Source organism: Anoxybacteroides voinovskiense, assembly GCF_014196205.1.
GTDB classification, from domain to species: domain Bacteria; phylum Bacillota; class Bacilli; order Bacillales; family Anoxybacillaceae; genus Anoxybacteroides; species Anoxybacteroides voinovskiense.
On sequence record NZ_JACIDE010000004.1, the window covers coordinates 1 to 13568 of the forward strand.

Here is a 13568-nt window from a genome sequence, read left to right on the forward strand (position 1 = left end):
ATTGTTCGAGGAGGGCATGCTGTGCGCATGCCCAGTCGGCAAGCGGTTCGCTTGCCGACTACGGCAGAAAAGCTAGAAATAGAGCGATGTCAACTAGTTTTTATTGGTTAATCAACACGCCTGATTTTAGCAAAACAGCCCCTCCTACTTGGGGCTGTCAAACGAAATACATTTTTTCAAACTCTTCTTTTGGCAACGGTTTACCTAGCACATATCCTTGAATTTCGTCACAGCGTAACGAATGAAGTACGTTCAGCTGCTCGTTCGTTTCTACTCCTTCGGCAATCACGCGCAGTTTTAAACTTTTGGCTAAGACGATAATGGAAGCAACAATCGCTGCGTCTTCTTCTACTTCTGTAATGCCGTCAATAAACGGTTTGGCAATTTTCAGTCGATCAATCGGAAATTTCCGTAAATAACTGAGTGAGGAATAGCCGGTACCGAAATCATCGATGGAAATATGGACACCGATTTGTTTTAGCTGCTGTAATTTTTCAATCGTATATTGTTCGTTAAATACCGCTACCCCTTCCGTGATTTCTAGGTCTAACTGCTCCGCTGGGACGTTCGTTTTTGTTAGTACAGACGTGATGTAGTCCACAAGATTTTCTTGTAAAAACTGTTTTGGGGAAATGTTAATGCTTAGTGGCAAGGAACGTCCATATTGCTCGTTCCATTGCTTTATTTGCCGGCACGCTTCTTCGATGACCCATTCGCCGATGGCGACAATTTGTCCTGTTTCTTCGGCGATCGGAATAAATACTCCTGGGGAGACGAGCCCCATTTGTGGATGTTTCCAGCGAAGTAACGCCTCCATGCCAATGACTTCTTTTGTCTGTATATCAAACTGCGGTTGATAATATAACGCGAATTCACGGTTTTCCAACGCTTGATGAAGGGCGGTTTCAATAATTGTTTTTTTCAATACCGTTTGTTTCATCGTTTCGTTAAAAAATTGCACTTGGTTTTTTCCTTGTTCTTTGGCGCGATACATGGCAATGTCGGCGTTTTTCATTAATAGATCAGCCGTTTCCCCGTCATGAGGGTAGACGGCAACCCCGACGCTTAACGAAAGGCGAATGTCTGTATGGGCAACCGCAATTGGCTGATTTACGATCATTAGCAATTGTTGCGTAAGCGTGCGAAGATGCGCTAATTCATATACTGGCGCAATCAGAGCGATAAATTCGTCCCCCCCTTGCCGCGCGACTAAGTCAGTTGGTCGCAACACTTGTTTTAGCCGCTCGCTTAGTTGGATAAGAAGTTCATCTCCGACGCGATGCCCGAAATAATCGTTTACTTGTTTAAAGCGGTCAACGTCGATAAAAATAACGGCAAGCAAATGTGACTGTTCGTTCGCCTGCGTAATGGCGTGCTCAAGCGACCGAATGAACGCGCGGCGATTCGGAAGCCCTGTTAAAAAATCGTGGTTTGCTGCGTAAAACAACTCGTCGTTCTTTTGCCGCAGCTCTTTTGTCCGTTCGGCTATTTTTTGTTCGAGTTTGCTATTTAACCGCTGCAAATGACGTACTAGCCGCTCATTTTCTAATAGCGTCACGACTTGCCTGATGACAACTAAAATAATCGCCATCATAAACCCTGTTTCTGCCGCTCCGCGTTCTTTTTCGTATAAAAAAAACAAATAAAATAGCGGAATTATACTAATGTATGGAAAAAACATTTTCACCCGTGATACTGCCCGTTCGTTTTCCCCATCAAATTGAAGCATCCCTTCCGATGCGTACGCTCCAGAAAGCCCTGTCATGAGCAAACTAGCCGTCCATAACGGATCTAGCCACGTATTTGACACGTAATCGAACTGAAGCATTTGCACGAGGTAAATGGTATCCGCTACGACAAAAAGGGCAATCGCAAGCAAATTGAGCCATATGATTGTGCGCATCGAAGATATAGAAGAAAGCAACAAAACAAGCAATAAAAACGCAACCATTAAATCAAGCAGCGGATAGCTAAGGGAAACAAAGAGATAGAAAAAGGATACATTTGGAACGATAAGCGGTTGAATGACGTAAATCCAGCTAAATGTCGCGCAAACCGTAATGACAATTAGTGCATCTAGCAACGATTTCTGAACATCAAATGATTTTCGCTTCACCATAATTACATAGGTTAACGCCACACCATAAAGGACGTTATTCGCCACGTAAAAAATATCCGGCCAGCCTGGAAACGGCGGTTCGGTCTGTTGAAGCCATTCATAGCCGCGGTATAATAGTTCCGCTAGAAAATAACAACAAGCGCTTATCCATAAAATGCCCCAAAACCAACGTTCATTCGTTTTCATACGCCGATAGGCAGAAAATAGCCAAAATGATGCAATAAGCGGACCGCCAACGGAAAACAAACTGTTTACCCATGTCGGTGCAACGAAAAAAATGCCTATATAATAGACGGCAATATAGACAATGCTAAAAATTGTACATCGCCATTTTCGCATTCTCCTCCCTCCTCCCCTCATCATATGCACATATAGTTGGAAGCAATTAGACAACCGTCCCCATACATAAAAAAATGGACGCGAAACATACTATGTACCGACATTACGAAAGGAGGAGATTTGGATGCCTTTAGTTCCTTATGACCCATTTCGCCATTTAGAAACGATACGGCGTGATTTCAACCGCTTTTTCACGAACGATTTTCCGTCGCTTTTTTCTGATGAGATGATGCCGCGCATCGATATGCATGAAACCGAGCGCGAGTATATCGTTTCGTGCGATTTGCCTGGTCTTGAGCGAAAAGAAGATGTGCAAATTGACGTGCATAACAACGTGTTGACGATTAGTGGGACGATTCAACGAAAGGAAACGATAAAAGAAGAGCACGTACATCGCCGCGAACGTTTCTTCGGTCGCTTTCATCGCTCGATTCCGCTGCCGGCGAACGCTTCTGCCGAGCAAATTCACGCCACCTACAAAAACGGCGTACTCGACATTCACATTCCAAAAATCGCCTCCGACCAGCGGAAAAAGGTGGATATTCAGTTTCATTGAACAAGAAAAGCGCAAAGCGCCCGCCTATCGGCGAAGATCGCACAAGCCCCTCGAGGAGGCTCTCGAACCAAGCATGGCTTGGTTCTGCGTGGGTAAGCTCAGTGAAGCCAATCAATGTGCCGCCGAAAGAAGGAGCGAGCGCATCACACCGATGGCGCTTGGAGCTAGACAAAGCTCCACCTAATCGTAAAATTTTATACTTTCCTATCTTACAAGAAAACAGGTGAACTTGCTTTGTTCACCTGTTTTTGCATGGGCCGCTGCTTTCGCGGACGATTAATTGGGTAGGGATGACGACTTTTTTCGATAAATGGCGTTTCGTTGCCAATCGCTCGGCTAATAGTTCGACCGCCGTTTCGCCCATAAATTCTGTATATACTTTCACCGTCGTTAATGGCGGCTGGACAAATTCCGCCGTCGGAATGTCGTTAAACCCGACAAGCGAAACATCTTCTGGCACGCGAACACCAGCTTCATGAAGCGCCCGCAATGCGCCAATTGCCATCGAGTCGCTCGCGACAAAAAAGGCGGTTGGATAATCTTTTGCTAACGCTTCTTTCATCAGGCGATAGCCATCTTCGGCCGTAAACCGCCCCGTCCATACGTAATTTGGTTCGTACAGCCCTTTCACATATAAATATTCATAAAACGTTGTTTCCCGCTCGTCGCGAATCAGCGTTTCTCCGTCCACATATTCTTTCCCGCCAATGTAGCCGATTTTTTCATGCCCGAGCGAAAGCAAATAATCAAGCACTCGAATCATCGACTGACGGAAGTCAATGACGACCGAATCGAACCGCGTTTCGTCTGGAGAACAATCAACAAACACGATTTGTTCGGTGCTTGCCGTAAACACTTCCATATCTTTCGGGCCGAACTTTCCGACCGCGATAATGCCGTCTAGTCCTGTCAGCCATTCCGATTGGTACGAGTCGCCTTGTTTAAACAGTTTCACAAGCTCAATTTGACGGTCAAAGCATTCCTTCTCTACCCCAAGCCGAATCGCCATGTAATAAGGGTCCCCTAATTCTTGCAGCTCGGAATACCAATGCACTAACCCAAACCTTAACCGCTCTTTCGTTGTATGTTGATTTCGCTCGCGCAACGTTTTATAGTTGAGCTGCTGCGCGACTTCAAAAATTTTTTTTCTCGTCTCATCGGAGACAGACAGCGTCGGGTCATAGTTCAACACCCGCGACACCGTCGCCACCGACACGCCGACTTTCTCGGCGATTTCTTTTAAGGTTGCCATAAAACTCCACCTTCTTACCGTTGATTTAAAAGGACGATTTTACTCTCATACGGATGCAACGTGATATGCTGAAATACTTTTTCCTCAGCCGTATGATTCATCACAAATAACCATGCATCGTCCCCTTCGCCTCTTTTGTACACCTCTACCCCTTCTTCGCTTGGAATATGCCAAATATCGTTAGCAACCACGACGTCTTTTGCGATCGCTTGCAAAACATCTTCTTCTGCTCCGCATCCGACATAATATACAGTGCCTTTTTCATACGTATTTTTCGTCACCGCTGCCTGCGGATAAAAGGAGTCATCATAACGATACAATATTTCCGCTGCCACAGGGGTTACTAAATCACGCCAAACAGAACAATAAGATGTTTTCCCTGTATATTGTCCTTCTCCGATCATCCGAATCCGTTGCGACACGGAAAGGGACTCTACTTCATGCACTTCGATTCCTGCGATCTCCCTTACATATCCAGGCAAAACTTTTTTGAAGTGAATATTGTTATTTTTGTCTTTTAACCCTGTCCGGAACGAAAAAATGATCGTTCCCCCTTGTTTGACAAATGCTTCGAACCGTTTTCCTAATGCTTCATCAATGATTTGAAGAGCAGGAACAAGAAGTACTTTATACTTGGAAAAATCGCGTGTCACTGGAATAACATCGATATGCGTATTCCATTTGTAAAATGGTGTATACAAGCGCAACAATTCATTCGTAAAGTCAAATCCTTCACTTTGCCGTTGAAAGCGCCACGACCAAATATTATCGTAATCATACAGCACCGCAATATCGGCTCGAATTTCTGATTGGATAAGCGGTTCATGAGGAGAAATTTCCGCAAAAAATGACTGAACTTCTTGATACTTTCGACCACGGCGATTGCTATGGTCGACAATTCCGTAACAAAACTGCTCTGCGCCACGATTCATCCCGCGCCAGCGGAAATAAAGCATATTCGTGCAACCATGGGCAAACGCTTGGTACGACCACATTTTGGCTTGATTCGGCCGCGGCAAATAGCCAATGACATCATGGCCTTGCGCTCCCATCAATTCTTCCACAATCCAATAGTTTTTTCCAAGCAAACCGCGGACAAAATCATGGGTCATTGCAATCGCTGCTGGGGAAATCGGCTCCATCAGCCCTCCCCATACAGGGTAATTATCATATGAAACAAAATCCATATCTTTCACGTTTTCTTCATGGTCAAACCATTTTTGGAAAAACCCGCCCGATACGTTCGTCGTTACTTGTTGATGCTCTCCCTTGTGCTGACGAACGACATTCGTCATTTCATGGGCATAGCTATTGACCGAGTAAGAACGGAAGCGCGCCCAATCTAATTGCAAAGAAGGATTGTGGGTCGTAATCGTTTTTTTCGGAATCGGAATTTCCGTAAAATCATTGTACGTTTGTCCCCAAAAAATCGTGCCATATGCTTCATTTAGCGCATCGATTGTTTCATATTTGTCTTGCAAAAACTGTTGGAACTTTTCATGGCATTGCTCACAGTAGCACATATCGCTTCCTTCATGACCAAATTCATTATCGATTTGCCACGCAACAATCGCTTCTTCGTCTCGATAGTGCTCTACTAGCTTTTGGGTAATGCGGGCGCTATATGTTCTGTAAACATCTGAATTAAAGCAATATTGACGACGTCCGCCGAATACACGTACATTTCCATTTTCGTCTTTCGATAAAATCTCCGGATATTTTTTTGCCAACCAAGCAGGGAATGTTGCCGTCGGCGTACCAAATAAAATGGAAAAACCTTGCTTTTTCAATTTGGCGATGACCTGATCGAAAAAAGAAAAATCAAACTCCCCTTCTCTCGGCTCCATCAAATGCCACGCAAATTCCCCAATGCGGACAATGTTCGCTCCGAGTTCTTTTATTCCTTGAATATCTTCTTCCATCATTTCTTTCGGCCAATGTTCTGGATAATAGTCAACCCCTAAATACAACTCGATTCTCCTCCATTCGATGAACACAACAGCGCCCTATTTTTAATGAACTGATGGTAAACGATCTGCATTTTTTTGCCACGTTTGCAAAAACCGTCGGAACGCCTGCTTGCCTTCTTCCGTTCGTTTGAATACACCCGCATGCTCCAGTACGGTAATAAAGCGCTTCCCTACTTCTGTCCGTAAAATGTCCCACACGTTCTCCTCTTGAACGGAAGGATAGGAGGCGCGAATGTGTTCATACCACTCCGAATGTTTATGCATCGCTTCTTCCCAGTTGTCTTTGCTTACGTTATGAACGAGATACGTTGCCAACGTTTTTAATTCTTCCGAAAGTCTTCCTGGCAATACGGCTAGCCCCATCACCTCGATTAATCCAATGTTTTCTTTTTTTAGATGGTGCAATTCTTCATGTGGATGGAAAATGCCGTATGGGTGCTCTTTTGACGTTCGATTATTGCGCAACACGATGTCCATTTCCAACGACTCCCCGCGCCGTCTTGCAATTGGCGTAACGGTATTATGCGGCGTGTCCTCCGTGTAGGCATAAATTTCGACGCTTTGGTCGCTATATGTTTGCCACGTGCGATAAAGCAAATCTGCCGCTTCTAGCACCTCCTCTTTTCGACCGCGAAGACGAACGACCGACATCGGCCAGCGGACGATGCCAGCGGTTAACGTCGGAAATGCCGGCAATGAGATATATTCCTCGATTTCTGCTTTCTCCATCGCAAACGTATAACGCCCGCCTTGAAAATGATCGTGCGCTAAAATCGAGCCGCCGACAATCGGTAAATCAGCGTTTGAGCCGATAAAATAATGCGGGAATTTTTCGATAAAATCAAGCAGCCGTTCAAACGTTTTTCGTTCCATTTTCATCGGCACGTGCTCCGCATGAAAGACGATGCAATGTTCGTTATAATACACGTACGGCGAATATTGAAAATACCACTGCTCCCCAAGAAGGGATAGCGGAATGATGCGATGGTTCGCACGCGCTGGATGATGCCACGTTCCTTCATACCCTTCGTTTTCTGCACAAAGCACGCATTTCGGATAAGTAGACGCAGTAGTTTCTTTTAATTTGGCGATTTCTTTCGGATCTTTTTCTGGTTTTGCTAAATTAATCGTTATATCGAGCTCTCCGTATGCGGTCGCGGCTTTCCAATGTTCGTTTTTCGCGATTCGGTCGGTTTGAATATAGTTCGATGCACGGCTTAAGGCATAAAACCAATCGGTCGCTTGCTTTGGCGTTTGATGATACTGCTCATAAAAGGTACGAATCACTTCCGATGGGCGCGGCATTAAACAGTTCATTAGTTTTGCTTCCCATACATCGCGTTCCGTCGTCGTGTTCGTCTGCAATAGCCCCTGCTCGTACGCCCAATCTAACATAGACGACAAAATCGCAGGAAGAGGGAGGGAGGAAGGTGCTCCCTCGGGAGGCTGCCACTCGTCTAACTGTAACGCCGCAAGCAGCCGATTACGCGTATAAATGACGTCTTCTTTTTGCAGAAGTTCGTGCATAAGACCGTGCTGAATCAATTGTTCGATTGCCAAATAAATATTCACCGCTTGCCACCTCGATAGCCGTTCGGATTTGCTTGATGCCATTGCCAAGCGGAAGCGACGATGTCGTCGATTGTTGTGTATGTCGGCTTCCACCCGAGTTCACGCTTCGCTTTTTCCGAAGAAGCAACAAGCCGGGCTGGGTCGCCCGCGCGTCTTTCTACTACTCGCGCTGGAATGTCATGGCCAGTGACACGGCGTGCTGCTTCAATCACTTCTTTGACGGTAAATCCGTTGCCGTTGCCAAGGTTAAATACGTCGCTGTTCGCGCCGCTTCTTAACTTTTCGACCGCAAGCCAATGGGCATCGACTAAGTCAAGAACGTGAATGTAATCGCGGATGCACGTGCCGTCATGGGTATCGTAGTCATCGCCAAAAATATGAATCTCGTTTCGTTGCCCGAGCGCCACTTTCAAAATGAGCGGGATGACGTGCGTTTCTGGGTCGTGGTCTTCCCCTAAGTGGGCGCCGTACGCACCAGCGACGTTAAAATAGCGAAGCGAAATATAGCGGATGCCATACGCTTGGTCGACCCATTTCATCATTTTTTCCATCGCAAGCTTCGTTTCCCCGTACGTGTTCGTTGGGACGGTCGGATCGGTTTCAACGATCGGAATGTGCCTCGGCTCCCCGTATACCGCTGCCGTCGAAGAGAAAACGATTTGCTTCACGCCAAATTCGTTCATTACTTCCAGCAATACTTGCGTTCCGTATACGTTGTTGTCATAGTAGGCTAACGGCTTTTCCATGCTTTCCCCGACAAGCGAATTCGCCGCGAAATGAACGACGGTGTCGATATTATGCTTTTCGAATACGTCGCGCAAAAAGGCGCGGTCGCGAATATCCCCTTGGTAAAATATCGCTTCTGGATGAATCGCCTCGCGATGCCCTGTCTGCAAATTATCGACGACCACCACCTGTTCCCCTTTTTCGATGAAGCGATGTACCGCATGGCTGCCAATATAGCCTGCACCGCCACAAACAAGAATCATAACCTCATCTCCTCTTTTTCTGTTAGTTCTTTTGCGCCATCGCCAATTTTCACGACATAAAAACTTGCTTCATAGCCGATTTTTTGCGCGTATTCTCGCCCGACTTGCTCAATGAAGGAAGGAATGTGTTCTTCTTTTACGATGTTCACCGTACAACCGCCAAATCCAGCCCCAGTCATGCGGGCACCGATCGTTCCTTCGTGCTTCCACGCTGCCTCCACAAGCGTATCAAGCTCTACTCCTGTCACTTCGTAGTCATTGCGCAACGAGAGGTGGGATTGTTTCATCAAATGGCCGAAGCGTGCCAACTCCCCTTTTTCCAGCGCTTCTGCCGCTTGCATCACCCGTTCGTTTTCCGTCACGGCGTGGCGAGCGCGTTTTTGTTCGACGGGAGAAAGAACGTGCGCGTATTTCGCCAGCTGTTCGCTTGTCAGTTCGCCGAGGGAAGAAATCGGGAGGTGTTGTTGCAACTTCATAATCGCTGTTTCGCACGTTGCTCGCCGTTCGTTATACGCCGAATCCGCTAACCCGCGCTGTTTGTTCGTATTGGCGATGATAATTGAGCAATCGTTCAGTAAAAGCGGTAAATAACGATAATGCAACGTTTGGCAATCTAATAAAATCGCACGGTCTTTCTTTCCCATTCCGACGGCAAATTGGTCCATAATGCCACAATTGACGCCAATATAATTATTTTCTACGGTTTGGCTCATTTTCACAAGTTCAAGCATGCTGAAATTTGCTTGAAACAGTTCATTGACCATGACCGCCGTAACAAGTTCAATCGAGGCAGAAGACGACAATCCTGCGCCATTTGGGATATTTCCATAATAGAGTACATCAAACCCGCTGTCGATGATAACCCCTGACGCTTGAAACGCTGCGATAATTCCTTTCGGATAGTTCGCCCAGCCATGTTCGTCGCGATATGATAAATCTGCTAGCGGAACGGTCATCACTCCTTTTTCTGGAAAATTTTGCGAATACAACCGAACGTCTGCGCTTTTCGTTTTTCTCACGAAGGCATATGTGCCGATTTCAAGGGCACACGGCAACACATGCCCACCGTTGTAGTCCGTATGCTCCCCGATCAAATTCACGCGACCTGGGGCGAAGAAGGTGCGAATTTCTTCCCTTCCCCCACCAAACCATGCAAGAAAATCCGTCTTTACCTTTTCAATCATTGTTCTGCCTCCTAAACTGCTTTTATAGTAAATATTTTAGTAAATTTTTTAGTTAATCACAAGTGGATGGAAACATTTTTTTCTGACAAACGTATAACAATTAGCCGATTCATCCACGTTATGTATAAAGGGGGCTTTTGCCATGGAAACGAAACAATCGTTAGAACAAGAATTAGCAAAAATCGAACGCTGGGAGCGCAGTCAAAAAGATTTATGGTTTTGGGAAAAAATCGGGCGCCTTCCGTTTAAAGTATTGGATAAGCTAACACCACCGATCGTACATAAAAAACTTGGACAGCTGCTCGACGAACTCGGTAGCTACATCCAAAGCGGCGGACAATATTTAGTGAACGAAGCGAAACTGCTCGAAAAGTTTCCTGCGGCTTCTATTGAGCAAGTTGGACATTTGCCGCTTGCAACGATGGATCGCGTGTGCGACGAATTAGTGGAAGCGCGCATTACATTCGCCCAATACCAAGGGGCAACGACCGGTGTAGGCGGACTGTTTACACTAGCCATCGACATTCCCGCCATGCTCGGGTTAGCGTTAAAAACGCTCCAAGAAATCGCAATTACTTACGGCTATGACCCGAAAGAAAAAAAAGAGCGCATTTTTATCGTGAAGTGCTTGCAGTTTGTCTCCAGTGACATTGTCGGCAAAAAAGCAATTCTCGACCAGCTCACGTCGTTTTCCAACGACCATCAGCAAGTATTTTCCCAGCTACAAGGCTGGCGCGAAGTCATGATGACGTTCCGCGACCAATTCGGCTGGAAAAAACTATTCCAACTCGTGCCAATCGTCGGCATTGTTTTCGGTGCCATGTTTAACAAAATGTTTATCGAAGACATCGCCGAAGCGGGAAAAATGCTCTATCGGAAGCGGAGGGTGTTGGAGAAAATTATGGAATCTGAACAAACTACTTAGTTTTCTACTGTAAACAAACTGTAAACAATCATAAAATAGCGGGGAGTTTCATTTTCCCCGCTATTTCTTCATTCACAACACCCTCTTCCTGTCTATTAGACAATGACGTGACACTCATCACTTTTTCTTAGCATGCTTACGCATGTCAAACGCCACCGCAACGATAATAATTAAGCCTTTTACAATAAATTGAATATACGGGCTTACTCCAAGAAACGCCAATCCGTAATTGATAATTTGAAAAATTAGGACACCTGCAATCACTCCGGATACTGTGCCAATCCCTCCGGATAGCGATACTCCACCAACTACACAAGCCGCGATAGCATCTAACTCGTACATATTCCCCGTATTGTTAGTAGCGCTTCCTACCCGTCCCGCTTCCAACGTTCCTGAAAAACCGTAGAGAAGACCTGCAATTGTGTAAATAATGATAAGGTTTTTCGTCACATTTACACCAGAAACTTTTGCAGCTTCAGGGTTTCCACCAATCGCGTACATATTCTTCCCTAGTTCTGTCTTATTCCAAATAACCCAAATAATAATAGATACAACTATCGCATAAATAATAAGGTATGGAATTTCGTACTGTCCAACAGGAATACCGCGTTGGGCAAACGTAGTAAAACTTTGATTTAACCCTCCAATCGGTTGTGCTCCATAAGGCGGACGGTCAAAGTAAATAGAAGTAATACCATATACACCAATCATCATTCCTAATGTAGCGATAAATGGTGGTACGTGAAACTTGGACACAATCACACCATTCAAAGCACCTAACAAACCAGTCACTATCATCGCAATTAAAATAGGAATAAATAACGGAAGTTCAGGTAAATTTGGATACATTTTGTAAGCATAGTCGGTCGCTTGCAAAAGTGAAGCAGAAACTACCGCTGCAAGTCCAACCATTCTCCCTGCCGATAAATCCGTACCAGCTGTAATCAAAATCCCAGCTACCCCAAGTGCAATGATGATGCGCGAAGACGATTGACTGAGTATGTTGATTAAGTTAGTAACCGATAAAAAATCAGGAGATATGACCACTATTCCTGCCACAAGGAGTAGCAATACTACATATATAACGTTGTCTACAAACCATTTCATCACTGTTGCGTTTTTTGTATCTCGAACCATCTCCTCACCCTCCCTAGTACAGCGCTGATAATCGCATGATCTCTTCTTGGGATGTTGTAGCAGTATCGACGATTCCGGCTGCTCGTCCATTGCTCATGACTAAAATCCGATCAGTAACCCCTAGTAGTTCCGGCATTTCTGAAGAAACCATGATAATCCCTTTTCCTTCTTTGGCTAACTCGTTAATCAACTGATAAATTTCAAATTTTGCTCCTACATCAATACCACGTGTTGGTTCGTCTAGCAATAAAATTTCCGGTTTTGTCAGCAACCACCTTCCGATGACCACTTTTTGCTGATTCCCCCCTGATAAACTTCGGATCGGCGTTTTTTGTGAAGGAGTTTTTACTTTCATCGCATCGATCACCCATTTTGTATCGTTTGACGCCTTGCGATCCGATACAAACAACCCTTTTGTCCTATATTGACGAAGATTCGCAATTATCGAGTTAAATCCGACACTCAAGTCAGGGTATATACCTGTTGTTCGTCTTTCTTCCGTCACCAAAGCAAACCCATTTTTTATCGCTTCTTGTGGCGAGTTGTTTTCAATGACTCGACCATGAAGTTCAATTGTACCAGATTGAATGGATCTCAATCCGAATAACGATTCAAGTAACTCTGTACGTTTTGATCCGACTAAGCCCGCAATACCTAAAATTTCCCCTTTTCTCAACTCAAAGCTGACGTTAGAAAAAGAGGGTTGTGTTTCCGCCGTCAAATTCGTTACCTTTAAAATGACATCCCCTGGCTTATTTGTTTTCGATGGAAAGCGCTGCGACAAATCTCTCCCTACCATAAGCCTAATAATTTCATCCGTCGTTAATTCTTTTGCGCTTTTCGTGGTAATATATTGACCATCTCGCATAATAGTAACTTCGTCGGATATTTTCAAAATTTCTTCCATTTTATGAGAGATATAAATAATACTAATATTCTCTTTTTTTAATCTTTCAATAATGTTAAATAAATGTTCTACTTCTTTTTCAGTAAGTGACGACGTCGGCTCATCCATCACAATAACTTTCGATTGGTAAGAAACTGCTTTCGCAATTTCTACCATCTGCATTTCAGAAACAGATAAAGTACTGACCTTTCTACGTGGATCAATGTTAATATCTAGAGTTTTAAAAATTTCTAACGTACTATCATACATTTTCTTTTCATCTATAAAAATGCCTTTTTTCGGATAACGACCTAACCAAAGATTATCCATAACACTCCGCTGGCGTACTTGGTTAAGCTCTTGATGTACCATGGAAACCCCATTTTCTAGCGCCTGTTTCGAATTTTCAAATACTACTTCATTTCCATTCAGCAAAATTTGGCCTTCGTCCATTGAATAAATACCGAATAAACATTTCATTAAAGTAGATTTACCCGCTCCATTTTCTCCCATTAATGCATGAACCGTTCCTGGTTTAACTTTCAGTGAAACATTTTGTAGAGCAATTACTCCTGGGAATCTCTTTGTCACATTGTTCATTTCCAATATGTAAGTAGCGCTAGATGATGACATCTTACC

General features: G+C 44.6%; 10 protein-coding genes. 2 read left to right on the top strand and 8 right to left on the bottom strand.

The window, feature by feature from the left end; all coding sequences use genetic code 11:
- Nucleotides 1-157: 157 nt before the first annotated feature.
- Entirely contained in the window at nucleotides 158-2458 is a 2301-nt protein-coding gene (locus tag GGR02_RS03300) for a putative bifunctional diguanylate cyclase/phosphodiesterase (protein ID WP_183183328.1), read from the bottom strand.
- Between the two features lie 124 nt (nucleotides 2459-2582).
- On the opposite strand from GGR02_RS03300, the gene GGR02_RS03305 reads away from it, so the two are divergent.
- Complete coding sequence (locus tag GGR02_RS03305) at nucleotides 2583-3014, top strand: Hsp20/alpha crystallin family protein (protein ID WP_183183329.1); 432 nt, start codon at nucleotides 2583-2585, stop codon at nucleotides 3012-3014.
- Between the two features lie 238 nt (nucleotides 3015-3252).
- On the opposite strand, the gene GGR02_RS03310 is transcribed toward GGR02_RS03305, so the two are convergent.
- Genes GGR02_RS03310 through GGR02_RS03330 form a run of 5 tightly spaced genes read right to left on the bottom strand, consistent with a single transcriptional unit; the run spans nucleotide 3253 to nucleotide 9981 of the window.
- Complete coding sequence (locus GGR02_RS03310) at nucleotides 3253-4266, bottom strand: LacI family DNA-binding transcriptional regulator (protein ID WP_183183330.1); 1014 nt, start codon at nucleotides 4264-4266, stop codon at nucleotides 3253-3255.
- Between the two features lie 14 nt (nucleotides 4267-4280).
- Entirely contained in the window at nucleotides 4281-6236 is a 1956-nt protein-coding gene (locus GGR02_RS03315; RefSeq protein WP_183183331.1) for a beta-galactosidase, read from the bottom strand.
- A gap of 42 nt (nucleotides 6237-6278) precedes the next feature.
- Nucleotides 6279-7850: a UDP-glucose--hexose-1-phosphate uridylyltransferase gene (gene galT / locus GGR02_RS03320; RefSeq protein ID WP_183183489.1), complete on the bottom strand. Its 1572-nt coding sequence runs from the start codon at nucleotides 7848-7850 to the stop codon at nucleotides 6279-6281.
- The gene (gene galE / locus GGR02_RS03325; RefSeq protein WP_183183332.1) at nucleotides 7805-8797 is read right to left on the bottom strand and encodes a UDP-glucose 4-epimerase GalE; all 993 of its coding nucleotides are present in this window, start codon (nucleotides 8795-8797) and stop codon (nucleotides 7805-7807) included. Before galE ends, galT begins: the two co-directional genes overlap by 46 nt.
- The gene (locus GGR02_RS03330) at nucleotides 8794-9981 is read right to left on the bottom strand and encodes a galactokinase (protein ID WP_183183333.1); all 1188 of its coding nucleotides are present in this window, start codon (nucleotides 9979-9981) and stop codon (nucleotides 8794-8796) included. The genes galE and GGR02_RS03330 overlap by 4 nt, the downstream gene beginning before the upstream one ends.
- A 142-nt stretch (nucleotides 9982-10123) precedes the next feature.
- Between GGR02_RS03330 and GGR02_RS03335 the strand changes: the two genes are divergently transcribed.
- On the top strand, nucleotides 10124-10906 hold the full coding sequence (locus GGR02_RS03335; RefSeq protein ID WP_183183334.1) for an EcsC family protein: 783 nt from the start codon (nucleotides 10124-10126) through the stop codon (nucleotides 10904-10906).
- Nucleotides 10907-11023: 117 nt separating this feature from the next.
- Here the strand turns inward: GGR02_RS03335 and mglC are convergent, their stop codons facing one another.
- Together mglC and mglA are read right to left on the bottom strand one after the other, a co-directional pair.
- A complete protein-coding gene (gene mglC, locus GGR02_RS03340) occupies nucleotides 11024-12043 on the bottom strand; it encodes a galactose/methyl galactoside ABC transporter permease MglC (RefSeq protein ID WP_183183335.1) in 1020 nt (339 codons plus the stop codon).
- A 13-nt stretch (nucleotides 12044-12056) separates the two neighbouring features.
- Nucleotides 12057-13562: a galactose/methyl galactoside ABC transporter ATP-binding protein MglA gene (gene mglA, locus GGR02_RS03345; RefSeq protein WP_183183336.1), complete on the bottom strand. Its 1506-nt coding sequence runs from the start codon at nucleotides 13560-13562 to the stop codon at nucleotides 12057-12059.
- Nucleotides 13563-13568 lie beyond the last annotated feature (6 nt).

What these genes read in the sequence shown, in the direction of transcription:
- GGR02_RS03300 (WP_183183328.1), bottom strand. Translation starts at nt 2,458, where the DNA reads ATGCGAAAATGGCGATGTACAATTTTTAGCATTGTCTATATTGCCGTC.
- GGR02_RS03305 (WP_183183329.1), top strand. Translation starts at nt 2,583, where the DNA reads ATGCCTTTAGTTCCTTATGACCCATTTCGCCATTTAGAAACGATACGG.
- GGR02_RS03310 (WP_183183330.1), bottom strand. Translation starts at nt 4,266, where the DNA reads ATGGCAACCTTAAAAGAAATCGCCGAGAAAGTCGGCGTGTCGGTGGCG.
- galT (WP_183183489.1), bottom strand. Translation starts at nt 7,850, where the DNA reads ATGGCATCAAGCAAATCCGAACGGCTATCGAGGTGGCAAGCGGTGAAT.
- galE (WP_183183332.1), bottom strand. Translation starts at nt 8,797, where the DNA reads ATGATTCTTGTTTGTGGCGGTGCAGGCTATATTGGCAGCCATGCGGTA.
- GGR02_RS03330 (WP_183183333.1), bottom strand. Translation starts at nt 9,981, where the DNA reads ATGATTGAAAAGGTAAAGACGGATTTTCTTGCATGGTTTGGTGGGGGA.
- GGR02_RS03335 (WP_183183334.1), top strand. Translation starts at nt 10,124, where the DNA reads ATGGAAACGAAACAATCGTTAGAACAAGAATTAGCAAAAATCGAACGC.
- mglC (WP_183183335.1), bottom strand. Translation starts at nt 12,043, where the DNA reads ATGGTTCGAGATACAAAAAACGCAACAGTGATGAAATGGTTTGTAGAC.
- mglA (WP_183183336.1), bottom strand. Translation starts at nt 13,562, where the DNA reads ATGTCATCATCTAGCGCTACTTACATATTGGAAATGAACAATGTGACA.